This is a genomic window from Psychrobacter cibarius, assembly GCA_030686115.1.
GTDB classification, from domain to species: Bacteria; Pseudomonadota; Gammaproteobacteria; order Pseudomonadales; family Moraxellaceae; genus Psychrobacter; species Psychrobacter cibarius_C.
This window is the reverse complement of sequence record CP131612.1, coordinates 1902346-1927524: the sequence shown is the minus strand read 5'-3', so window position 1 is coordinate 1927524 and position 25179 is coordinate 1902346. Positions and strand designations below refer to the sequence as shown.

Below are 25179 nucleotides of genomic sequence, written 5' to 3'. Positions count from 1 at the left end.
TGGCTTTTTATTTTGCGGTTTGTCTGGAGCAATTTTAGAAAATAGCAGTGCCTATTTGTGAATGTCCAACATGCTCTAGTTCGGTTTAGTATCGACATCGACCGATACCGACATACCGGGGCGCAATTGCGCAAGCTCAGGTTGTCCTTGCTCCAAATCTATTCGTACCGGAATACGCTGAGCGATTTTAATATAATTGCCAGTCGCAGGGTTTGCCGCGCCCGCGCTAAATTCACTGCCAGTCGCTGGCGAGATATTGCTGACATGACCTCGAAACGTAGCGCCGCCTAGCGCATCCACATGAATCGTTGCAGGCTCACCGACAGTCATATTTGCCACTTGGGTTTCTTTAAAGTTGGCAATAATCCACACGCCTTTTGGCACCACATACATGAGCTGTGTGCCCGCGCTGACATATTGCCCCGCTTTGACGCTGACTTGACTCAGTTGTCCTGATTCCGGTGCTCTGATAATAGTATTGTCTAAATTAAGCTGTGCTTGCTTAGCAACTGCTTCTGCATTTTTAATATTGGCATCGAGTGATGAGCGGCTACCACTGGTTTTTTTGCTGGCCTCAAGGGCGACTTGTAAATTGGCTTCTGCTTGCTGCACGCCAGCTTGTGCTTGAGCGAGCTGAGCTTGGGCATGAGCAACTTCTGCTTTGGATACTGCGCCAATCGCATCAAGTCCTTGATAGCGCTTTACATCTTCGCGTGCACTATCAACGCTGACTTTGGCACTATATAAGTCCGCTTTACGTGCTTCGATTTGTGCCTGACTGGTGCCCGTATCTTGCGCATTGCTTGAGCGGTCGGTCATAGCGACTTCGATATCGGCTTGTGCTTGTTCGAGCTGCTGCAAAAAGGCACGGTCGTCTATCTTGACCAATAAATCACCTGCTTGTACATTTTCAAAATCTTGCACTGCCACTTCTGTGACATAGCCAGAAACTTGCGGGCTGATAATCGTTGTTTGACCTTTTACAAAGGCATTATTAGTCTGTTGAACCGTAGGCGTAAAGGGCGGTAGCTTCCACGCATAAAGAATCAAAAGGACGCCAATAATGATTAGTGCAATCAATAAGCCTAGGTTAAAGTAAGATTTCTTTTTAGGCGACCAACCTGTAGCGTCAGGAATAGGCTCTTTTGGCGGCATTGGCGTTTCATCAGCATCAGCAACGGACGTTATTATCGAGTCCTCTGTTTTCGGTATAGTCACAATATCATCATTTTTTGATTGGCTTAGAGGAATCTCTATTGCTGCTGCCTTGGATGATGTCTGATTGTTTTTAGCAGTATTTTGGGTGGCATCTTGAGCGGTGTCTTGATTATGGTCATCAAGATCATTTAACTTGTCTTCGCTCATGATGCGCTCCTAAAGAGATTAGTAAACATAGTGGATAACTTTTTAAAATATAGTAATTAGCATAAGAAGAAAAGGTAACAGCAAAAAATCGATATTATTGTCACCTGTTATTTTTTGCCCATCATTTCTGCCAATGCGGCAAGTTCTTTACCAAGTGGATTGCGTTTATGATAAAGGTAATAAAAATAAACCATCAATAAATATAGCGCGGTGATAGTGGCGCCCACGGCCATCAAAAAGAATAAATCATCATAAGCGGCGACCGTTGCTTGACGTTGCACACCCTGTAGCATTTGGGTCATCGTAGCAGGATCAGTGGTATTCATTGAACTGACCATATCGGCATAATGCATCTGAGTACGAATGGTGGTAAATGCTTGAATACCTGCCGCGCCTGCCAAACCGCCGACAGTTTGTGAGATACCAAAAATCACCGAGAAGCTAATAATATAGGCAGGTCCGTTAGCAATGGCGCGAAACATACCTTCAAATACCATTGGTCCCATGAAGTAAACGGCAGCAAAAGCGATTATAAACTGACTGAAATAGAACATATAAGGGGCAGAGTTTAGTGACACACCCGTATCTATCCATGCACCAATCGCAATCAATGCAACCGCAAAAATCACGGGTCGGCGCAGATCCGTCGCTTTGGTGGTAAAAATGCTAATCACTAATGCCAGTATGCTAGCCACCAAGATGATGGCATAAAAAACAATCAGCTGGTCATTACCATAACCAAGGTTTGCTAATAATCCTGCGGCACCCACACTTTGCTCAGACAGCAAAATGCGCATGACGGCACCAGTAATCATAAAGGCAATAATGGTGCGACTACGCATCCAGCGCACTTGTAGCATTGGGTTTTTGCGATGGGTCTCAATCCATAAAGCAATCGAGATAGTCACGACGGCAATGATCAATGGATAGCTAAGCCAAGGCATCGTCCACCATTGAATTCTACCTTGTACTAAAAATACCGATAGGGCGGCAAGACCACTGGCAAAAAAGCCAAAACTCACCAAATCAAGTTTTTCAAAGACCTTTTCCGTGTTGCCCGGTGGTAGCTCAAGAATGTTAATAAGCCCAAAGCAAATCAGCGATAATCCCACTTGAAATAAAAATAAACCTTCAAGCTGACCATCAACGGCTAAATAAGGCGAGATAATCCGTGACAGTGGAATGCCAAACTGCACCAAGCCGAACCCTAATATCAGTCCGCTGATACGCCGAGCAGTTGGCATGCCTTGTAGACAATAAAAAATAGACAATACCGTCATCGCACTAGCCACCACACCACTAAAGCCACGGGCGAGCAGTTCTAAATAATAAGGCTCAATGCTAATCCCAATCGTCGTACTGAGTAGATTGCTACTGACCAACCACTGCATACTGGTGGCTGCCAATAAAAAGAACAAAGTGATTTTGCTAAATAACGACATGCCAAATTGCTGGCGAATTTTGTACAGCAGCACCGTGACACAAGCATTGGTCATATTGTAAGCGACTGATATCCAGCCACCTTCTACTGGTGTTAAGCCCATTTCACCTTGGATTTGAGTGAGATTTGCGACCAATAGACCGTTCTGAAAGCTGGCAGTTAAGCCTATAAAAATACCAATCAGTAAATAAAATACTTTACGGCGCACAGGGTGATCAGGGGTGGCAGGCGAGCCAAGCATGAATGGTCGTTCATGGGGCTTAAACTGGTATTCAGTACTCATGGATGGATAATCTGCGTAGAGGGATAAAATGGTATATAGCAGTTGTTAAACAAGCATCACGCTCGTCGGATAGTCACGAAGCTCAAGACGTTCAAAGTCATTTAATAAAAAGCCATTTAACAGAAAGTCATTTAGTAGACTGATAAAACCAAAAAAGTATTCTAAACCCTGTTTTGAATATTTTATCATAATTTTTGTTGAGCATTTATCACGCATAACTAACACATTGAAAATCAAGTTAAAAGATAGATACAGCTGTCTGTCAATGATAGACGATAAGAAACACAGTGCTATAGTCAGAGCACTTTTAAACCGCTACGGTGTTACCCGCCCTAGATGTACTCAGTGTACTATCTGCGGTCGGTCGCCTTGTAGCGATTCTAAAATTCCTTGACTATATGTCACATAGCTACGACTCAGGTCATTTTTACCCATAAAAAACAGCTCTATAAAGAGCTGTTTTTTTATACATTAAGTAGTCGATAAACAGTTAGACCATGGTACTAAATTGAGTGATCATAATTCGCCTCTAAACGCATGCTGCGCTGATAGCTATCAAGACTGGCAAGCTGTAAAGCATACTGCTTGATATGCGGATAATCATCTAACGCTTCACGCTTAGCCAGCATGATTAAGTCAAAAGACAGCATAAAGTCAGCGCCGCTTAGCTTATGACCAACGATAAATGGCTTATCTGCAACTTCCTCGTTTAGATAGCTCAACAGTCTGTGTTTTTCTTGACTGATATAACCATCTAAAAACTCGTTATCGACAATACCGGCTTTTTTGGTAAATAGCTCCAGTAATAACGGCAACATGAGCGAGCTTTCAGCAAAGTTAATCCATTGCAGATAATGGCCATAGTCTACGCTATCAGTCGTAGGACGTAAGCGCTCTGGCGCAAATCGCTCAATCAATAACTCAGTGATTGCACCCGACTCGGCATAAAGTTGACCATCCATCTCGATAACCGGAGATTTACCGAGTGGATGTACCGCCTTTAAACTGTCTGGTGCCAAATGAGTATTAGGATCGCGTTGATGACTAATGATCTCATAAGGCACGCCCAGCTCTTCTAAAAGCCATAAAATACGTAATGAGCGAGACTGGTTGAGATGATGTAAGCGAATCATGATAGTGGCCTTTTGCATGGTCTATTATATTAACGTTAAAAAGATATTAACCTTTCAGCTTAGTGATTAAGCGCTTGGCAGCTTCTTCTGATGACGCTGGGTTTTGCCCAGTAATCAGCAAGCCATCTTCGACCACAAATGATTCCCAATCAGCGGCTTTTTCATAGTTACCACCATTGGCTTTTAGTGCATCTTCTACTAAGAATGGCACGACATCTGTGAGACCAACGGCGTCTTCTTCTGAATTGGTAAAGCCAGTCACTGTTTTGCCTTTGACTAAATACTCACCGTCAATTTTGACATTTTTAAGAGCGGCTGGAGAATGACAAACAAAGGCGACAGGTTTGTCTTGTTTGACGAAAGTCTCAATCAAATTGATCGAATTTTTATCAACTGCCAAGTCCCATAGTGGACCATGACCGCCTGGATAAAAGACTGAATCAAAATCTTCAGCGTTCATATCAGCGAGTTTTTCAGTATTGGCAAGATGCTTTTGAGCGTCGCTGTCTTCTTTAAAACGCTTGGTATCTTTCGTTTGCGTGTCTTCAGTATCGCTGCTCGGATCAAGCGGTGGCTGCCCGCCAGCAGGAGAAGCAAGTGTCACATTGACGCCCGCATCGATAAAAGCGTAATAAGGCGCGGCAAACTCTTCTAGCCAAAAGCCCGTTTTTTTACCAGTATCGCCCAACTTATCATGTGAGGTTAGTACCATTAAAATATTCATAGTCGTCCTTATTTATTATTAATGTTGTTCTTAAATCATGGGTTGTTAGCAGTCATGCTTAATTGGTCATCTGTAATCAATATGAGTATTTGCAATGACTGCTAGCGGTATTCATAGAACTGCTAGCGGTATTCATAGAACAGTATTCATGGTTGAGAGGTCATTTTCAGTGGTTGTCTTAGCAAGTTATGTTGTTAAGTCGTTATTTGCGATTCAACCAACTGATAACCATTGGCTCTGTTATTCAACCTCAGAAACTTTAACCACTGTTTTACCAAAGTTATCGCCATTTAGCATGCGAACAAAGGCGTTTGGTGCATCGTCTAAGCCTTCAGCGATATATTCTTTGGTTTTAACATCGCCTGACTCGACCCATTTACTCATGGTTTTTAAGAATTCTGGGAAGTGATCGCCATATTCTTCAAAAATAATGAACCCTTTAATGGTGAGACGACGGCTTAGAATGTTGCCCATTAATACGCCTAAACGATCTTTGCCATCAGGCAGCTCGGTGGCGTTGTATTGCGAAACCAGACCACAGACTGGGATACGTGCATGCGCATTTAATAATGGCATAACGGCATCAAATACTTTGCCACCGACGTTTTCGTAATAGATATCGATGCCATCTGGGCAAGCCGCTTTTAATTGCTCGGCAAAGTCATCCGCTTTATGGTCAATACAGAGATCAAAGCCTAGCTCATTGACAGCAAAGTCACATTTCTCTTTGCCACCAGCCACACCAACGGTACGTAAGCCATATTGGTTGCCAACTTGACCTACTGTTGCACCAACGGGACCCGTTGCAGCAGCGACGACCAAAGTTTCCCCTTTTTGCGGCTTACCGATGTCGGTCAAACCCATGTAACCGGTAAAGCCGGGCATACCTAGTACACCTAAACCATAAGAAGGATTTGACATGTTTTTGTCAAGCTTTAAGACGCCTTCGCCATCACTGACGCTATAGTCTTGCCAGCCTGAGTTTGAGACCACTAAGTCACCCACAGCAAATTTATCGATATTGGATTCAACGACTTGGGCAACCGTGCCACCCATCATGACGTCACCCACTTCTAGCGGATCAGCATAGCTTTTTGCATCGCTCATACGTCCACGCATGTATGGATCTAATGATAAGTAAACGGTACGCAGCAGCATTTCATTGTTATTTGGCGATGGGATATCGCTGGTTACCATATCAAAGTTTTCAGCTTTTGGCTCACCTGTTGGACGGCTTGCCAATTTGATTTGACGGTTTATTTTTTGATTTTGTTGTTTATCAAAGCTCATTATCAGATTCCTTTTCTATTTATTGATTTTAAGATTCTATTGATTTTAATATTTACTGGTTTTGATATTTAATAGTGAATGGAGTAGTTACTCAGTGCTGAGCAACTACTATAAATAGCATAACAATATGTGTTTCTTATTACGGTGGTGTTTTTATTAAGCAGCTTTGCTACTAATAGCACGTTGTAGAATACGGCGTGATACTTCTAAATCATTGTTGCTGTGCTCGCCCAGTTTCACCATGTTGTGTACTTCAAGCTGCTTGATAATCGGGTCAATAGCTGACGCATCAAGTTCTGCATCTTCTAAACTGACGGGCAAGCCAAGCTCGCGGAAGAAGTTTTCTGTACGGACAATAGCGTCTTCAATGACAGCGTCTTCGTCTTGATGAGTATCATCGAGCGTAATATTCCAGACATTATGTGCATATTGAAGTAGTTTCTCTTTTTTGCTGTCTTTCAACTCACGCATTACTGAGGGTAATAAAATGGTTAGGGTGCGAGCATGATCGATGCTGTGTAACGAGGTTAGCTCATGACCGATCATATGTGTCGTCCAGTCCTGCGGTACGCCTGCACCGATTAGACCATTGAGTGCCATGGTCGCTGTCCACATAATATTCTTACGTGTTTCTAAGTTTTCTGGATCTTGTTTAACGATACGACCTTCATCAATAAGGATTTTCAGTAAGCTCTCAGCAAAGGCATCTTGCACTTTTGCATTGACTGGATACGTTAGGTACTGTTCCATGACATGGACAAAGGCATCCGCAACACCATTCATCACTTGACGCTCAGGTAATGTCAATGTTTTGATTGGATCTAATATTGAGAACTTAGGGAAGGCAAGTGCGTTGCCAAATGGTAGCTTAGCTTGACGTTCACTATAATTGATGACTCCGCCTGAGTTCATCTCAGAGCCAGTGGCTGGAATGGTCAAAACAGCACCCAAATCGTTGGCAGAATCAATGTCTCTGCAATAGCTGGTTAATGCATTCCATGCTTGTTCGCGTGAGACTGTCGTGCCATCTTCTTCAGTAAGGGACGATACCAATGCCACAAATTTACTACCATCAATGACTGAGCCACCACCGACCGCTAGCAAAAAGTCAATATTGTGCTCATTGACCATGTCTGCTGCTTTTAAAAGAGTCGTGAATTCTGGATTGGCTTCAATACCACCAAATTCGAATACGGTACGTGTACCACTTGCAACCAAGGCTTCTTTTACTTCGTCTAGCGTACCTGTGCGCTGTGCCGAACCGCCACCATAAGTGATAAGCACACGGGCATCAGTCGGGACCAATTCTGATAGTTGTTTGATTTGACCCTCACCAAAGACGATACGTACTGGATTGTAATATTGGAAATTATTCATAGTATTCCTAAAATTATTAAATATTTGTGTTGGGCGTATGGGGTGCAAAAATCTCAGTGGCAAATTAGCCATTCATTTTTGCAACTGTGGGCATTGTACATTAAATAGACCAGTCGTCTAGTATTTTTTACAAAACTCTCTTATAACTCAATTTTTTGCTTTAGATATAGGGATGTATAAATGGCTAAAAAGCGTTTAACGCACGAAATTAGCGTCCCAATTGAGAAGTAGTCATCTGCCATACTTCTGCAAGCGGTGTATTGGTTTGGCTAATCTTGGCGATTAAACTGGCACCAAGCCAAGCAAAATACCAACGTTTTGCCATGCTCTCGGCCGCGATATTGTCAGGCTGTGGTACAGAGTCATCCGCCCAGCCTGCTTTGATTTGTTCGGCAAGCCAGCTGATGGTCTGCTGGTAACCAGCATTCAGTGCGATGCGCATAGGTTCAGACAGATCTGCAACCTCAGCGCTGAGCTTCACCACCAAGCACTTTTCATGATCACAGCCATTTTGCTGGGTGTCATACCAGCTTTGAAAGTAATCATAAATCTTTTGCTGAGCATTAACTTTTTGACGACCAATGGTGTCTAAGCGTATCTTATAGTCAGTGAAATAATGACTGATGATAGCTTCACCGAACGCTTCCTTTGAGGCAAAATAATGGTAAAAAGAGCCTTTAGGAATACCGGCTGTGTCTAGTATTTGTTTGATACCGACGGCAGTAAAACCTTTTTTGGAAATCAGTTGATAGCCTGTTTCTAACAGATGCGTTTTGGTATCTGGTGGGATTGTGGTTGAGGCCGCAGACATAATGGTAATGTCCTCCTATATTTTTTATGAATGTATTTCAGAGATAAGGTATGGCGAATAATGCTACTTAGCGCGCTATTAACAATTATTCATGATACTTTCTATGGGTCGATGCAGATTTTTATCTTTGCTTATAATGAGTGCTTATTGTAAGGGTTGATTTGTAAGGGTTGATATGGTCACGTTACGTTTTTTCAACAATACTTGCTGACGAAATACGCTTATTTGTATGAGGTCTATGGTAGCATTAGACCAGTCGTCTAGCAAGTTTCGTTTTGATGTGCTTAATCAAATGTCGCGAGCGCAGGCTATTTAATATAAATAACTTTGTTAATAGTTATTTTTTATCTGCCTCAATTTGCTAGTCATACTGTTTTATTGACAACCAACATAACATCCATAAAATAAATGAGAAAAATTATGTCACCTGATACCGATAATACCAAAGCCAATGCCTATAATGATTTCCACCTACAGTACATTGCAGGGGAATGGCAAATTGGTCAAGACGATAGCGTCAATACCAATACCAACCCCTACAATGGCGATACACTTGTAAAGATTCAGCAGGCGACAGAAGCGCAGCTTAATGAAGCTTATCAAGCAGCAAGTGCGGCACAAAAAGAGTGGTCACAGCAAACGCCAGCGACACGAGCAGGTGTGCTATATAAGGTGGTTGAGATTTTAGATCAGCGCCAAGATGAAATCGTCGATTGGCTCATTAAAGAGTCGGGCAGTACCCGTGTTAAAGCCATGGTTGAGTTTGCTGCTACCCGCGCCATTACCCTTGAGGCTGCGACTTTCCCCAGTCGTGTACATGGCGAGATTCGTCCCTCTAACACCCCTGGCAAAGAAAACTTTGTTTACCGTGAGCCCATCGGTGTCGTCGCTGTCATTAGTCCGTGGAACTTTCCATTACATTTGACCCAACGTTCTATTGCACCAGCTTTAGCACTTGGTAACGCTGTGGTACTAAAGCCTGCGAGTGATACCCCAGTGACTGGTGGTTTGTTGCTAGCAAAAGTATTCGAAGAAGCAGGTTTACTAAAAGGCTTGCTCAACGTGGTGGTTGGCTCAGGCAAAGAGATAGGAGATGCTATCGTTGAACACAAAACCCCAAGCTTTGTATCATTTACTGGCTCTACTTCAGTCGGTAAGCGCATTGGCGAGTTGGCCAATGGCGGCGACTACATTAAACAAGTAGCGCTTGAGTTGGGTGGTAACAGTCCATTTGTGGTACTAAAAGACGCTGATATTGAGCAAGCGGTCAAAGCAGCTGCCTTTGGGAAGTTCTTACATCAAGGTCAAATCTGTATTGCTATTAATCGTATTATCGTTGAAGACGAGATTTATGATGACTTTGTTGAGCGTTTCTTGGCGCACGTCAAAACGTTAAACGTCGGTGATCCGAGCAAACAAGACACGGCGGTTGGTCCGATTATTAATAAAAAACAAGTCGAATCGTTGAAAGAGAAAATCGCTAATGCGCAGCAAGAAGGCGCAAAAATGAGACTAAGTGGTGAGATTAAAGGTCAAGTGGTACCGCCGCACATCTTTACTGAAGTGACGCGCGAGATGGATTTGTCACGTAATGAGGTGTTTGGACCATTGGTCGGTATCATCCGTGCCAAAGATGAAGAGGATGCATTATCGATCGCCAATGACTCAATGTTTGGTTTGTCGAGTGCGGTATTTACAAAAGATATGGCAAAAGGCATGCGCTTTGCTCGCGGTATCAGAGCGGGCATGACCCATATTAATGATATTTCAGTCAATGATGAAAGTAACTTACCATTCGGTGGCGAGAAAAACTCAGGTATTGGTCGTTTTAACGGTGAGTGGGTGCTAGAAGAGTTCACTAGAACGCACTGGATATCTATGCAACATGAGCCACGCGAGTATCCGTTTTAAGCGATGTATATTTTCAATGCTCTAAATTAAAGTTTTAATAATAAAAAAGCCTGCAAATAAGCGGGCTTTTTTTATGGGAACGTTGAAAGTGTGATTATTTAAGGTGAAAGCCTAGCAAGCCTTGTATCTCCTCGACGGTCATATGTCTAACGAGCGCCTGATCTTCTACCGACAAGCGATGAGTGTGCTCTTTTATCATAGTATGGATGCTACGAGCGACCTCAGAGGTGCTAGCATAATACATTTGCGGCTCTTCTTTGGTGAGTTTCATCAAAAACTTATCGATGATTTTGCGCTTTTCATGGGAAGCGTGTTCTTGAGTCATGACATTCTCCTAGTTATAAACCATCTAAGCAGTCAGCTCAGTGATAGTCAATGCTTATGGCTAGTATAACGCAGATAACAACGAGGGTAGCGACTTAAGTTGAACGGGTAACACGCTTTATACTGTGTGTCACATTCTAAAATATTATAGTTTAGACTCAGCTTCAAGTGAGCGCGTTTAACTACTTGGGAATCGAGAGTATGTCAAACCACCAATCAGACAACGCATCAAATAAGTCAGTCAAAAAAGCGGTATTGGTCTTATTTCATAACGATTTGCGCATAGAGGACAATGAAACGTTAGTCAAAGCGGCGACATTGACTAAAAGTAATCAAGGCAACCTGATGCTCATCTATGCTGATTTTTTGGCTGATTGCATTGAACCGAAAGAGAGCCGTCAAGCTTACCACTTTAATGAGATGGGTGCTGCTCGTCAGCAGTTCTTGTCTGAGAGCTTGGCTGATTTGGATCGATCGCTTCAGCGCCTTGGTAATCGATTGCTGTATCTGTCGCCAAGCTATTTATCAAAGAGTCAGTTGTCACCAGATAAGGTGGAGTCTGCCTTAAACACCTTTACTCAGTTATGCCAGCTCATTGAGCAGCAACAAGTCACCGATATCTGTGTCAGCCACACGGCAGATTATAATCAAAATAAAGGCTATGCTGCCTTGCAGAGCAAATATCCGCAGATAATATGGCACAGGCAATCAACCAATACGCTATTCGCTGATTTAACGACACAAGACCTGCCCAAAAGCTTTACCCAGTTTCGTAAAAAGGTTGAAGCAAGCCATGATTTATTGAATGCTGACGATGAGGTGGCTGTTTCTCCTACACCAAAGTCGCTGCCGCCAATGCCTGATGCGTTGATAGCTCATAGTAAATATCTTTTTAAAACAAAACCATCTGATGAGCAAGCACAGCAAGCGCTTAGCTTTAAAGGTGGTGAAACAAATGCAATGCTTCATTTAACTCACTATTTTGATTCTGCTGCGCCGCGCACTTATAAAACCACACGTAATGCACTGGATGACTGGACGCATTCCACTAAATTCTCGCCTTGGCTAGCAAATGGTTGCTTGTCTGTGAAAATACTGTTGAATCGCTTACGTCATTATGAGCGTGAGGTTATCGCCAATGAGTCAACGTATTGGATATGGTTTGAGCTGCTGTGGCGCGAGTATTTTTATTGGTATGCGATTGAACATGGTAGTAAGCTATTTTTGTTTAAGGGGATTGGTCATCAATTACCAGCTACTCATTTTGACGATCAGCGTTTGCAGCAATGGCAGAATGGCAGCACGCCATATCCTATCGTCAATGCTTGCATGAATCAGCTAAAGCAAACAGGGTATATGTCCAATCGAGGCAGGCAAATCGTTGCTAGCTGCTTTATTCATGAGCTGGGTTTAGACTGGCGTTACGGTGCAACCTATTTTGAGCAGCATCTTATCGATTATGATGTCGCGAGTAATTGGGGGAATTGGCAATATCTAGCGGGCGTAGGCGCTGATCCAAGAGGATGTCGGCAATTTAATCTTAGCAAGCAAACCCAACAATATGATTCCAATAGTGGGTTCATTGATAAATGGCAAGGCGGTCATATAAGTTAAAGCGGTTTATGGATTTTAGAGCACAAATACTAAATAGCACGTGCTAAACCGCTAATAGTCTTATCAGTGGTTGTTTTTTATGCTAATAGCAAACCGTTATAATGAGTTATAAAATTATCCCTATTGTATAACCTATAACATTCATTTAAAATGAATCTTTAAGTTAAACTCTATTCACATGCTTCTAAGAAGAGTGCCATGCAATCGATCAACTTACCCAGCAAGCCGCCCAGCTCTCCGCATCCTATTCTGAACTTAAGCTTTCGAATATTTTTTAGTGCTGCCGCGCTATTTGCCGTGATAACGATGCTGCTATGGTCTTTTGTATTTACTGGTCATACAGATATTGACGCACAAGCACTGAACCCATTGTATTGGCACGGTCATGAGATGGTCTATGGTTATGCCTTGGCAGTCATTGCAGGATTTCTCCTCACGGCAGTGAAGACGTGGACAGGGGTAATGATGCCGCATGGTTATAAGCTGCTGGCTATATTTGGCTGTTGGCTGTTGGCACGTTTGAGCTGGGCAGGTTTTGGGCTTGGTATGACGGTTGCGGGTAGCAGTATATCGTTGTTATATGTCGCCGCAGTATTTGACTTATTGTTTATCGCCTCGATGGCATTTGTGATATGTCGAGCGGTATTACAGGTCAAGCAGTATAAGCAAATGGGTATTTTAGCGAAATTGGCATTATTGACCGTTGGCAATGGAATCTGCTACTGGGGTATTATCAATGCCGATATGAGTATGACTAAAATAGGTATTTATCTAGGGTTTTACTTAATTATCGGCTTCGTGCTGACCATTGGTCGCCGCGTGGTGCCATTCTTTATTGAACGTGGTCTGAGTGTTGGAACGACGGAAGTCATCAAGTTGCGCAATAGTAAAGTACAGGATATTGCGAGTTTATTGTTTTTCTTAGTCTTTTTTATCAGTGACTTGTTTTATCCTAATCAGTATCTGCTGACTATTACGGCGCTTGGCGTAGCAGTGGTTAATATCGTCCGTTTGGTAGGCTGGTATCATCGCGATATCTGGCAAAAACCATTGCTTTGGTCATTATATGTTGCATTTTTGGGCATGTGTTTGAGTTTTCTGCTGTATGCGCTGCAACCATGGTTGGGCTATACTCATAGTATTGCGATGCATGGGCTTGCCATTGCATGTGTTGGTATGATGACCGTGGCGATGATGACGCGGGTATCGCTTGGCCATACGGGACGCAGCATTCATCAGCCGCCCAAGACGGTGAATATTATGTACGGTCTGATGGTATTGGCATTTGTCAGTCGCGTGCTGTTGCCGCTTGCCGATATGAGTCACTATCTACTATGGATCATGATTGCCCAAGGGGCGTGGATTGCTTGCTTCGTGCTATTTTGCATCAGTTATTTGCCGATGCTGGCACGTCCTAGACCTGATGGTCTGTTTGGTTAGAGTCTGTAGAGCCGTTATAATACTATCGCCAAAAGAATAGGGGATTTATCCAAGTCTATCGACTGATTGTTGACGTTTTTGAGTAGGTTGTTTTGCAAATGTTATAAGGTTTTGAGACCTTTGTTTTCCAGACACTGTTTGTTTAAAATACAGTTTGTTCAAAATACCGTTTATCCGAAATACCGTTTGTCTGAGACACTGATTCTTCAAGACTCTCATTTTCAAACTCATAGAATTACATTGCTAAAATTTAGGCTGATACATACTTGAGAGATTTATATAAAATAGGAGCGCAAATAAATGCGATTGACCAATTATAGCGATTATGCACTGCGCTCATTGATTTACTTGGCAGTGAGACCAGAGCCGCCATTACTCGCAAATATCAGTGATATTGCCGACAGTTATGGCATTTCTAAAAGTCATTTGACCAAGATTATTCATCAGTTGGGTCAGCTTGGTTATATAGAAAGTGTGCGTGGTAAAAATGGTGGTATACGTTTGGCTCGTGCGCCAAAAGACATCAATTTGGGTGTATTAATTAAACAAATAGAGCCAGACTTTGATTTGGTCGAATGCTTTGCGACCCCCGCGAATGGCAAGAGCAGTGATGGTCGACAGACTGGTTTGCCTATTACGCTTATTGATGAAACGACAAATAATGCTAGAGGCTGTGTCATTAGCCCAGCATGCCAACTAAAAAGTGTGTTCTTTGAAGCGCTGACGGCATTTATTAACGTCCTTGAACGCTATACCTTGGCAGATATCATCAATAACGAAGATGAGCTAGCGTCTTTATTGTTTCGTTAATAACTTTTGATGTTGATGGCATCATTGCAAAAAAGGGAGCGACCATCTTGGTCACTCCCTTTGTTATGCTTCTAATATGAGATTATACGGTCAATTAAGCTTTTTCTAATTTTGGACGGGCTTTATCAATGGCTTTTAATAGTGCCACTTCAAACTCACCGTCATTGAATGTCACTAAATAGGAATGTGCAGCGCAGAAATTACGCACATCGCGCCATTCATGTGCCAAATTGCTTGCCCAATCGCAATATTGCTTGCCTGCATTGGGCTCATTTTTTAGCGCTTTTTTGGTCGTTGGGTGTAGTATCAGTTCAGGTAATATCGCCTCTAATAACTTCATCGGTGGACTCATAAAGGTATCATCGACGTGCAAGCTTTGACTGGTAGGATGATAGGCTAATAGTGAGCCTGCATGAATCATCTCATTGGGTGAGATATAGTGGATGCCTTGTGACATTGAGAACTTAAGCTCAGGGTAACGCTTGGCGACCGTATCGCTTTCAACCAAGTCATCTGCCCATTTTACTTCAGGTGCTTTTTTATGGTGGCGGCTACTGCCATAAAAGGTCGCCTGCGGGAAGTCTTTTGCCATTTGTGCACAGTGCACCGTATGGAATGGGTGGACGTTCAGTACTGCTTCGACATCTTGACCATTATTGGTTAATGCCATCACCTCATCGCGTACGTCACCAGTCAATGAATAACTATCCAAAAATATAAACTTTCCTGAGTTTAACTGTATAAGTGAGCAGTGAGTACCAATGTTTAGAACACCACCAATGCGAAAAGATCCGCGTATATTCCAAAATCCTGCCCCTAAATCATGAATTTTATCGGTCATCGAAATTATTCCTTAGTGTTTTTATTTGAGTTTCTTGATGTCTTAGCAATTTTAATAATGAATATTTCTCATCAATAAATGACAATTTATTATAAACGACCTCTTATTATGGTGAGTCATGTACCTAAAGTCTGTTATAAAAAAGATGTTGATTGTTAGGTTCAGTGTATAGCGTTAAAGTCTGATATAAGCCTATATTAACCGAGGGTCATTGTCATTCATAGCTTATAATTTATAGATTGTTATTTAATGAATCTGTATAATACCTCTCACTATTTAATTTGTATTTGAAGGTTGAGTGATGAGATTTTTTGGAAAAATGAGCGCATCAGCGGTTATGGCAACGATGTTATTAGCAGGTTGCTCAAGCCTAAACAATGATAACAGCGTCACTAAAATGGACACTATCCAAGCTGCTCAAACTGCACCAGTCCCACAAGTGGGTTTTCGTTTCAGCACTACTGAGAATTTTGATCTTGCCAATCAAAACAAACTTTCTTGGCGTGTGTTTTATGACAAACCTTCTACAGGTGCAGATGCTACTTGGTTTGACGCCGTAAAACATGGTGATCTAGCCACGGTCAAATACATGGTTAACAATGGTCAAGACTTAGAAGTAAAAGATACAGGTAGCCTAAACCAAACGGCGTTAGGCTGGGCTGCCTTTATCGGCTATGAAGATATGGTAGATTATTTAGTCAGTAAAGGCGCTGATATCTATGCTAAAGATGACGGTGATGTGTATAACGTCATGAAATCTGCTGTACTGGGAAAAAATACCAATATTGTCAAAAAAGTACATACGTTATTGAATGAAAAAGCGCCTGTGGACTTAAATGATCAGACGGTAGAAAGTGATGGTGAAACCTTGATTATGGTTGCAGCTAGTAATAATCGCCTTGAAACTGTCAAATATTTATTGGCGCAAGGTGCTAATCCAAATCTAGTGGCAACGACCAAAGACAAAAAAATGGGCTCGTATAATCAAGGTACCTATTCATATGCGTGTTCGCGAGATTTGGTTGATATGCAAAAGCTATTAGCCGCCAATGGTGCTGTGAATCATCGCACTGGCAAAGCGAGCTGTGAATAATTGCGTCAATGACTTTACAAAAAAGGCTGCCATTTCGGTAGCCTTTTTCTATGCTAAGCGCTCCTAAGTCAGAGATTGACCAGCAGATTGTTTATCAGTACCTAGTTTATAAGTGCTTTTCTCATGAGTGCCTTGTTTATGAGCAGTTTTTATAGTCGTAAGCGGATATACGAGGATTGTTGCCATAGTTGTCGTTACTACATAAAAACTGATTAAAGCGGATATCGCCATTAATATAGCGATGCATCCAAGCAATACCTGGCTTGCTCAGCAATATCTCATTAAAACGATAACTTGGACAAAAATGGCTACCATTCTTTATCTCAATCTTCATTTTTGCGCCTGTAGCTTTATCATAAAAACGACTGCTGTATTTTTTATTTGAGGCGATACGGTCATTTTGGCAAGTAATGAATAAAGCAGGCGTGTTCATTTCGCCATAGTCTTTATCGTGATAGGGCGTTTGCGGAATAATCGCTCGAACCGTCTGACGTTTTGTCGCTAGCTCGAGTGCACCGCCGCCGCCCATTGACCAGCCAATAGCACCCAAGCGCGTACTATCTATCTGAGCGCCTACCGTATCGTCATGAAGCATATGATCAAGCGCGGCACTTAACTGCGCCGCACGGCTCTCTGGGTCATCATAAATGGAGTTGGTATCGATGGTGATAACCACAAATCCCCAAGATGCCAAACGCGGCCCCCACCATTTAATAGAAGATTCGTAGGACACATAACCGGGTACTACCGCGATTCCGCCTAACAGACCACAGCCACCTGCATCGGTTGGATAATAAATGGTTCCGCCACCAAAGCCATTGGCTAACTGACGAGGAACAGCTTTCTTAGCCACCGAAAAAGGCCCCTTATCACGCGTATCTGACAGATTAGCCGCTGTAATAATACTGTCAGCGATACAGTTTGACGGCACGGCTGGTGTTGATACAGGCGATGTTATTGCAACCGCTGACGCTATCGGGGTGGATACTATTTTGGTCGATTGCTCTTTAATTATGAGCTTGTTCGTTGCGGCTACTTCGTCTAACGTAACTGCCGACGCATTTATAGAAAAAACCAGTGCACCTATAGCGACAATCCATTGCGAATAAAAAGGGTATTTGGGCATGATAGAGAATCTGTTATAGGTGAGTTGGATTTTGTCGCAGGTTATATTTTGTGGATATAAGTTTTTGTGAATCGCATTTATATATAATAGATCAAAATAATAGTAGACAGTAATCTGCTTGCTGTCAAAAATATACGTCACCTACGCAGTATACAAAGCAGCAATTTTTAGTGTTCAACAGACCCTAAGCATAAATAAAGCAATACCGATAACACACCGAAACCAGAGTCTGGTATTTGGTGTGCTAAAATCATACATGACGGCTATCCCTAGCATCAGCCATTATTGTCATCATTGTTTTTGTCATTATTTCAGCTATTATCGTCCTATTTCTATTACTCACGCCAGATCATCCGCGTCCAACATAGCCTGTATCCCTGTGAAAAATACCATCAGTAAACCCCAAAATAATATGCCAGAACCTCTATCTACGCCAATCAATAATGCAACATCGTGGGTCTTAAAACTTACCGTTGGCTTGATTGGGATGTTTGCTTTTTTGCAAGTGTATTCTATTCAGGCCATTTTGCCCGTATTAATGGTAGACCTTTCTGCAACTGAAGTGCAAGCTGGCATGATCGTCGGTGCAACGGTGATGGCGATTGCTATTATGTCGCCATTCTTGGGCATGCTGTCTGACGCTGTGGGGCGTAAATCCTTTATCGTTGGCGCGTTATTATTTTTAGCGATACCAACTGCTTTAATTGCCCAAAGTCCGAGTATTGGTTGGATGGGCATGTGGCGGTTTATGCAAGGGTTATCTGTACCGGGCATTACCGTGGTGACGATTGCTTATATCGGTGAAGAGTTTGAGGGACGCGCTGTCACGGAACTGATGTCGTTCTATGTCTCAGGCTCGGTACTTGGCGGCTTCATGGGGCGATTTTTGCTTGGGCATTTGCACGAGCTTATCGGCTGGCGTGCAGGCTATTATGTGATGGCAGCGATGACCCTTATTGGTGCGCTGTGGGTCGGCAAGATGCTGCCATCATCACAGCAGTTTGTGGCCAATCCGAATTTTCGTTCCGCGATGCAGACGCTCGGTGAGCATTTAACCAATCGTTATGTGGTAACGGCGTGTCTGCTAGGGGCGTGTGTTTTATTCTCACTCGTGGGTTGTTTTACCTTTATCAATCTACATCTTGCTAAGACGCCATATGAGTTGAGTACGGGTGCGCTTGCCAATATTTTTGCCGTTTATTTGATAGGCGTTGTCATCACGCCATTGTCGACGACTTTGCTACGTCGCTTTGGTTCAGCGCGCACAGTACGCGTGGCTGTTTTCGTTTCTATGATTGGGGTGCTGTTAACACTAGTGACGCCGTTATGGGGCATTATTATTGGTCTTGCTATTATGTCCTCAGGTGTCTTTATCACCCAAGCTGCCACCATCAGTTATATCGCCGTCAATGTCAAAAAAGGGCGCTCATTGGCGTCTGGTTTATATTACATGGGGTATTATGCTGGCGGTACGATGGGTGCGTGGTTATGCGGCATGACTTATGCGCGCGGGCAGTGGTCGCTCACAGTATGGCTGCTCTTATTTGTACAGATTTTGGCATTACTGGTTGCCAGTTTTGGTATGATTAAAACAAAATCACGCGCGGCTTGATGGCTGTTTTTGAGCAATATTCATCAAGCTATTGCAGCTTAGGATGTTTACGTAAGGTCGCTTTACATAGCACCGATTTTTTCTTACTATCGATATAGCCTGCTCAATACGCCATCAATTATCCATGATTCACCCGCATAATAACTTATCCGCATGACCAACAAGGACGTCACATCTATGTCAAATATTTACCACAGCGCCCCTTCTGCTTACGATTATCCCTTATTAGTCAAGCAGCTATTGAACCGTGCCAAAACGGTGTCGCTTGAGCAAGAAATCGTTTATGCTGACAAAAAACGCCTTACGTATAAAGATTTATTCAATCGTATCAATCGCTTGGCCAATGTCTTAGCAGGTTTAAATCTAGATGCAGGTGATATAGTGGCGGTGATGGATTGGGACAGCAATCGTTATCTGGAGTCGTATTTTGCTATACCGATGTCAGAGTATATTTTACAAACCGTTAATATCCGCCTATCGCCAGAAAAAATTCTTTATACCATCAATCATGCTAAGCCAAAAGTGCTGCTGCTCAACTCTGAGTTTGCGCCATTGGTCAAAAGCTATCAGTTTGAAAACTCTAGTATTGAGCACATTATTTGGCTAGATGATGATGGTGCGACATCTGAAGGAGTCTTCGGTGGTAATCAAAACCGCGTAGTAGGTGAGTATGAAGAATTATTACAAGCTGCTGATAGTGAGTTTGACTTCCCAGATTTTGATGAAAATACCATTGCCACAACGTTTTATACCTCAGGCACGACGGGCGATCCAAAAGGCGTGTTCTTTAGCCACCGCCAGTTAGTATTGCATACTCTTACCGAAGCGGCGACACTAGGTATGCTGCCCGACAAGCAAGGCGTCAGTTACGGTGATGTCTATATGCCGATGACGCCGATGTTCCACGTTCATGCATGGGGCTTTCCATTTACCGCGACCATGGCTGGTCTGAAGCAAGTGTATCCAGGACGCTATGCACCAGATGTGTTAATGGATTTGATTATTAATGAAAAAGTCAGTATTACCCATTGTGTCCCAACGATTTTGCAAATGGTGCTCAAAGAAGCGCAAGATCGCGGTGCTAGCTTTAATGGTTTAAAAATGATCATCGGTGGTTCAAGATTGACTGAAGGTCTGGCAAAAACCGCCATGGCACAAGGCATCGAAGTATATACTGGTTATGGTATGTCAGAGACAGCGCCCCTTATTAGCTTGACAGAATTTAGTCTCGACGAGCCTGAAATGAGTGAAGATGAAGATATCACTCGCCGTTGTATGACTGGTAAGCCAGTATTGATGGTGGATGCTCAAATATGGAGTAGCAATAATGAGTCGGTTGGTACCGGTCAAGACAATACTGGCGAGCTGGTATTACGCGCACCTTGGCTAACGCAAAGCTATCTAAAAAATGACGATGCGGGCAAAGAGCTGTGGGAAAACGGCTATATGCACACCCAAGACATTGCTTATATACGTCCTGATGGTTATATTAGAATTACTGATCGCTTAAAAGATGTCATTAAGTCAGGCGGCGAGTGGATATCGTCATTAGAGATTGAGACGATTTTGTCGTTACATCCAGCGGTCGCTGACGTATCTGTGATTGGGGTACGTGACAAACAGTGGGGCGAGCGTCCATTGGCCTTGATTGTGTTAAAACCTAATGCTCAAGACACGAGCGTTGATGATATCAAAGCCATTGCTGAGAAAGCTGTAGAGCGGGGTATTATCCCGAAATATGGTGTGCCAAGTCAGTTTAAGTTCGTCAATGAGCTACCAAAGACTTCTATTGGTAAACATGACAAAAAAGTGATGCGTGAGATGTATGCTGATCAAACTGAGGTATAGGCTTAAAGTGGCTTAACTATTGAGCAGATAACTGGCTTAATAGTTGACCTTTATTGTTAGCTCTGCTACATTTTAAACCGATACCTACTAAATCGATACGTAGTGTATCGGTTTTTGTTCTATTAGAGATAGCTGGCAGGGATAGCCAATCTTTACTATGACAATATTACATCGTATTACCCATCATTTATGCTAAGGACAGCTATTATGAGCGAGCAAACCGCCACTTCAGTGACCAACCAATCGTCAGAGCAAGCTCAGACTTCTCAAGCGTTATCTAATACCACTCAAACCTTTGCTGAGATTTATCAGTCTTCTATTGAAAATAAAGAGCAGTTTTGGGCAGAGCAAGCAAAGCGTGTCTATTGGCATAAAGAGCCTGAACAAATCCTTGATGACAGCAATCTGCCATTTGCGCAGTGGTATGTCGGTGGCGAGACCAATCTTTGCTATAACTGTGTGGATCGCCATCTTGCAGAGCGCGCAGAGCAGGATGCTTTTATCTGGTTATCCTCTGAGATTAACCAAGAGTTAATCGAAACCTTTCCTGCAGTCGTCGATGCGTTTAAAGACTTGGGTAATAACGTTGAGCTTTATACGGACTATACCAAGCGTCGTCTGACCTATAATGACCTATATAAAGAAGTCAATTATTTTGCTGATGTGCTACAGCGTCATGGTATTGGCAAGGGCGATCGCGTTGTCATTTACATGCCGATGATTCTAGAAGCCGCTTATGCCATGTTGGCTTGCGCTCGTATCGGTGCGGTACATTCGGTGGTATTTGGTGGTTTTGCGGCTCATAACTTAGCCATTCGCATGGATGATGCCGAAGCGAAAATGGTCATCACGGTGGATGCAGGTTTGCGCGGTGGTAAAGTTATTAATTATAAAAATCTTGTCAATCAAGGGGTCGAGCAAGCAACAGTTAAACCCGAGCATGTATTGGTCATTAATCGTGGCATTTTACCATTTGAGCCAAAAAATATTGATGTTGATTATGCAACCCAGCGCCGTATCAGCTGTGAAGCCAATGCGATTGTCGAGCCAGTTTGGCTTGAGTCAAATACGCCATCATATTTACTTTATACCTCAGGCACTACGGGTACGCCAAAAGGTGTGCAACGTGATACCGGTGGTCACGCGGTTGCGTTAACGACGTCGATGGACTATATCTACGATGGCAAGGCGGGCGAGACATTTTGGGCGATATCAGATATCGGCTGGGCGGTTGGGCATTCTTACACCATTTACGCACCATTGCTGGCGGGCATGACGAGTGTGATGTATGAAGGTCTACCGCATCGCCCCAACCCCGGTATTTGGTGGCGAATTGTCGAAGCAAACAAGGTCAATATCTTATTCACGGCACCGACGGGTGTCCGTATGCTGAAAAAACAAGATGAGACATGGATGACACGCTATGATGTCTCCAGCGTAAAATCCTTCTTTTTGGCAGGTGAACCACTGGATGAATCGACAGCCAACTGGCTGACTAAGCATTTAGGTGTGCCAATTTTAGACCATTATTGGCAAACAGAGTCTGGCTGGCCCATTCTGAGTAACACGCCCAAATTCAATCATAAGCCGCACAAACAAGGCTCACCTGGTTATCCCATGTATGGTTATGATGCGCATGTCATTAATGAAGAAACTGGCGAACCTTGTAAAGCTGGCGAAAAAGGACTGCTCGCGATTCGTGCACCATTGCCGCCCGGTTGTCTGACCACGGTATGGCGAAATGACGAACGCTTTATTAGCAGTTATTTTGGTCTGTTTGATGGCAAGCAATATTCAACCTCAGACTATGCCGTGACTGATGAGGAGGGTTATTTTTATATTTTAGGCCGCACTGATGATGTGATTAACGTCGCCGGTCATCGTATTGGCACGCAAGAAATTGAAGAAGCGATTAGTACGCATCCAGAGATGGCAGAATGTGCGGTTGTGGGTATTCATGATGAATTGAAAGGAGAGTTGCCGATAGCCTTTTGTGTGCTGAGAGATCATGAACAAGTCACAACCACCGAAAATCGTTTCCGTATTGAGCAGCAGGTCATCGGTGCTGTGGTCAAATCCCTTGGCGGTATCGCAAGGCCAGCGGCAATTTATTTCCCGCAAGCACTACCAAAAACGCGCTCTGGCAAAATCTTACGTCGAGCCATTCGTGCTTTAGCAGAAGGCAACGAAACAGGAGATATGTCAACGCTTGATAATCCAACAGCGATTGAGGCGATTAAGCAGTCTATGAAAGACTACTAATACGATGGCGTATTAATTGAAAAAAGCCATCTAACGTTAATATTGAAAAAAAGCTCATGCACAATCATGGGCTTTTTTGTTTTCAATTTAAGGCGTCTCCTAATTTTTATCACTACTTAGTCGCTTTCGCTCAAACTGAAAATATACCTTACATAAAGTTTTTTTCGTTAACATAAACTCAGATAAAATTTTGACAAAGCGCTTGACCCTAAAAATGGTTTATTGGTATAGTCAATAACGATACGAAATAAATCATTTTAAAATTATATAACAAAATGATAAATTCAAAACTTTCAAGATTCTAAGACGTCACCTAATGGCAGTCTTGCAAACAAGATAAGGATATCTTATGCACCACGTTCAGCAGCTTATAAATGGTCAATTTGTTGATTCTAATACCAGCGAATGGATTGATATTACCGATCCTGCTACTCAAGAAGTCATCGCCAAAGTCCCACAAACCACAGATGATGAAATCAATCAAGCGGTCGCTGCCGCTCAAAAGGCATTTCAAACGTGGCGCAAAACACCGATTACCACACGTGCCCGTATCTTTTTAAAGTATCAAGCACTGATACGCGATCATATGGATGAGTTAGCAGAAATCCTGACCGCAGAGCAGGGCAAGACTATTGCTGATGCACGCGGTGATGTGTTCCGTGGTTTAGAAGTAGTTGAGCATGCAGCGGGTATTGCCAACTTACAGATTGGTGACTTCGTTGAAAACGTTGCTTCAGGCGTGGATACCTATAGTATTTGGCAGCCACTGGGTGTTTGTGCAGGCATCACGCCGTTTAACTTCCCAGCGATGATTCCACTGTGGATGTTCCCAATGGCGATTGCCACGGGTAATACTTTTATCTTAAAACCTTCTGAGCAAGACCCAATGGTAACTATGCGTCTGGTTGAGCTAGCCGTTGAGGCAGGTTTACCTGAAGGCGTGCTAAACGTCGTGCATGGCGGTAAAGCAACGGTTGATGCGATTTGTGACCACCCAGATATCAAAGCGGTTTCGTTTGTTGGTTCGACCAACGTTGGTAAACACGTTTATGAGCGTGCCAGTCAATCAGGAAAACGTGCGCAGTGTATGATGGGCGCAAAAAATCATGGCGTTATCCTGCCAGATGCCAATAAAGAGCAAACGCTAAATCAGCTAGCAGGTGCTGCATTTGGTGCTGCTGGTCAGCGCTGTATGGCGCTATCTGTCGTTGTCCTTGTCGGTGCAGCCGGTGAATGGATTGATGATATCAAGGCCAAAGCTGAGGGTTTAATCGTTTCAGCAGGTAAGCATGATAAAGATCTGGGTCCATTGATTTCTCCTGCGGCAAAAGCGCGTGTTGAGCATTTGATTGGTACGGGGGTAGAAGAAGGGGCGAGCTTGATACTTGATGGTCGTGGCATTACGGTTGAAGGTTATGAACAGGGTAATTTTGTTGGTCCAACTATTTTTGATAATGTCACTGCAGATATGCAAATCTACAAAGAAGAAATCTTTGGACCTGTCCTGTGTATCATGCGTGCCAATAGCTTAGATGAAGCGATTGAGCTGCTCAATGCCAACCCACATGGTAATGGTACGGCTATCTTCACTCAGTCAGGGGCTGCTGCGCATAAATTTCAACAAGATATCCAAGTCGGTCAAATCGGTATTAACTTGCCGATTCCTGTGCCACTACCGATGTTCTCATTCTCAGGCTCACGTGCTAGTAAGCTTGGTGATTTGGGTCCTTATGGTAAGCAAGCAGTGCAGTTTTATACCCAAACTAAGACGGTTACGGCGCGCTGGTTTGATGATGAAGCAAGTCGCGGTGTTAATACGACTATTTCAATTTAATGCTGAATCACCTATATTTGCATTGACGACTTAACACACT

The 25179-nt window shown here is 43.1% G+C and carries 19 protein-coding genes; 9 read left to right on the top strand and 10 right to left on the bottom strand.

The genetic code is table 11. The annotated features are described in order from the left end of the window. Nucleotides 1–75: 75 nt before the first annotated feature. From Q6344_08030 to Q6344_08000, 7 genes are all read right to left on the bottom strand, one after another. Nucleotides 76–1365, bottom strand: a complete 1290-nt coding sequence (locus tag Q6344_08030) for an HlyD family secretion protein (protein ID WLG12562.1) — start codon at nt 1363–1365, stop codon at nt 76–78. A 107-nt stretch (nt 1366–1472) separates the two neighbouring features. Then, a complete protein-coding gene (locus Q6344_08025) occupies nt 1473–3089 on the bottom strand; it encodes an MFS transporter (protein WLG12561.1) in 1617 nt (538 codons plus the stop codon). Nucleotides 3090–3592: 503 nt separating this feature from the next. Then, nucleotides 3593–4222 carry a glutathione S-transferase gene (locus tag Q6344_08020; GenBank protein WLG12560.1) on the bottom strand — a complete coding sequence of 210 codons (630 nt, stop codon included), beginning with the start codon at nt 4220–4222 and terminating at the stop codon, nt 3593–3595. A 46-nt stretch (nt 4223–4268) separates the two neighbouring features. Next, complete coding sequence (locus tag Q6344_08015; protein WLG12559.1) at nt 4269–4946, bottom strand: type 1 glutamine amidotransferase domain-containing protein; 678 nt, start codon at nt 4944–4946, stop codon at nt 4269–4271. 240 nt (nt 4947–5186) lie between these two features. Then, nucleotides 5187–6236, bottom strand: coding sequence for an NADP-dependent oxidoreductase (locus Q6344_08010; GenBank protein ID WLG12558.1), 1050 nt, complete (start codon nt 6234–6236; stop codon nt 5187–5189). Between the two features lie 156 nt (nt 6237–6392). After that, nucleotides 6393–7613 carry an iron-containing alcohol dehydrogenase gene (locus Q6344_08005; GenBank protein ID WLG12557.1) on the bottom strand — a complete coding sequence of 407 codons (1221 nt, stop codon included), beginning with the start codon at nt 7611–7613 and terminating at the stop codon, nt 6393–6395. A gap of 208 nt (nt 7614–7821) precedes the next feature. After that, on the bottom strand, nt 7822–8424 hold the full coding sequence (locus tag Q6344_08000; protein ID WLG12556.1) for a TetR/AcrR family transcriptional regulator: 603 nt from the start codon (nt 8422–8424) through the stop codon (nt 7822–7824). A gap of 420 nt (nt 8425–8844) precedes the next feature. On the opposite strand from Q6344_08000, the gene Q6344_07995 reads away from it, so the two are divergent. Then, complete coding sequence (locus tag Q6344_07995; GenBank protein ID WLG12555.1) at nt 8845–10335, top strand: aldehyde dehydrogenase family protein; 1491 nt, start codon at nt 8845–8847, stop codon at nt 10333–10335. Nucleotides 10336–10429: 94 nt separating this feature from the next. On the opposite strand, the gene Q6344_07990 is transcribed toward Q6344_07995, so the two are convergent. Further along, nucleotides 10430–10660 (bottom strand): hypothetical protein, encoded by a 231-nt coding sequence (locus Q6344_07990; protein ID WLG12554.1) that lies wholly within the window; start codon nt 10658–10660, stop codon nt 10430–10432. Nucleotides 10661–10860: 200 nt separating this feature from the next. Here Q6344_07990 and Q6344_07985 point away from each other — a divergent pair, with 200 nt between their 5' ends. The 3 genes from Q6344_07985 (at nt 10861) to Q6344_07975 (ending at nt 14523) form a co-directional block, all read left to right on the top strand. Continuing rightward, nucleotides 10861–12273: a DASH family cryptochrome gene (locus tag Q6344_07985; protein ID WLG12553.1), complete on the top strand. Its 1413-nt coding sequence runs from the start codon at nt 10861–10863 to the stop codon at nt 12271–12273. A 198-nt stretch (nt 12274–12471) separates the two neighbouring features. Beyond that, a complete protein-coding gene (locus Q6344_07980) occupies nt 12472–13713 on the top strand; it encodes an NnrS family protein (GenBank protein WLG12552.1) in 1242 nt (413 codons plus the stop codon). Nucleotides 13714–14013: 300 nt separating this feature from the next. Further along, nucleotides 14014–14523 (top strand): Rrf2 family transcriptional regulator, encoded by a 510-nt coding sequence (locus tag Q6344_07975; protein WLG12551.1) that lies wholly within the window; start codon nt 14014–14016, stop codon nt 14521–14523. A 94-nt stretch (nt 14524–14617) separates the two neighbouring features. Here the strand turns inward: Q6344_07975 and Q6344_07970 are convergent, their stop codons facing one another. Then, nucleotides 14618–15364: a hypothetical protein gene (locus tag Q6344_07970; GenBank protein WLG12550.1), complete on the bottom strand. Its 747-nt coding sequence runs from the start codon at nt 15362–15364 to the stop codon at nt 14618–14620. Nucleotides 15365–15665: 301 nt separating this feature from the next. Here Q6344_07970 and Q6344_07965 point away from each other — a divergent pair, with 301 nt between their 5' ends. After that, nucleotides 15666–16457, top strand: coding sequence for an ankyrin repeat domain-containing protein (locus tag Q6344_07965; GenBank protein WLG12549.1), 792 nt, complete (start codon nt 15666–15668; stop codon nt 16455–16457). Nucleotides 16458–16593: 136 nt separating this feature from the next. Here the strand turns inward: Q6344_07965 and Q6344_07960 are convergent, their stop codons facing one another. Then, entirely contained in the window at nt 16594–17583 is a 990-nt protein-coding gene (locus Q6344_07960; GenBank protein WLG12548.1) for a hypothetical protein, read from the bottom strand. 412 nt (nt 17584–17995) lie between these two features. On the opposite strand from Q6344_07960, the gene Q6344_07955 reads away from it, so the two are divergent. From Q6344_07955 to Q6344_07940, 4 genes are all read left to right on the top strand, one after another. Continuing rightward, nucleotides 17996–19195: an MFS transporter gene (locus Q6344_07955; protein WLG12547.1), complete on the top strand. Its 1200-nt coding sequence runs from the start codon at nt 17996–17998 to the stop codon at nt 19193–19195. 177 nt (nt 19196–19372) lie between these two features. Next, nucleotides 19373–21043 (top strand): fatty acid--CoA ligase, encoded by a 1671-nt coding sequence (locus tag Q6344_07950; GenBank protein WLG12546.1) that lies wholly within the window; start codon nt 19373–19375, stop codon nt 21041–21043. 207 nt (nt 21044–21250) lie between these two features. Further along, nucleotides 21251–23305 carry a propionate--CoA ligase gene (locus Q6344_07945; GenBank protein WLG12545.1) on the top strand — a complete coding sequence of 685 codons (2055 nt, stop codon included), beginning with the start codon at nt 21251–21253 and terminating at the stop codon, nt 23303–23305. Between the two features lie 349 nt (nt 23306–23654). Further along, on the top strand, nt 23655–25139 hold the full coding sequence (locus Q6344_07940) for a CoA-acylating methylmalonate-semialdehyde dehydrogenase (protein WLG12544.1): 1485 nt from the start codon (nt 23655–23657) through the stop codon (nt 25137–25139). The last annotated feature ends 40 nt before the right edge of the window (nt 25140–25179 follow it).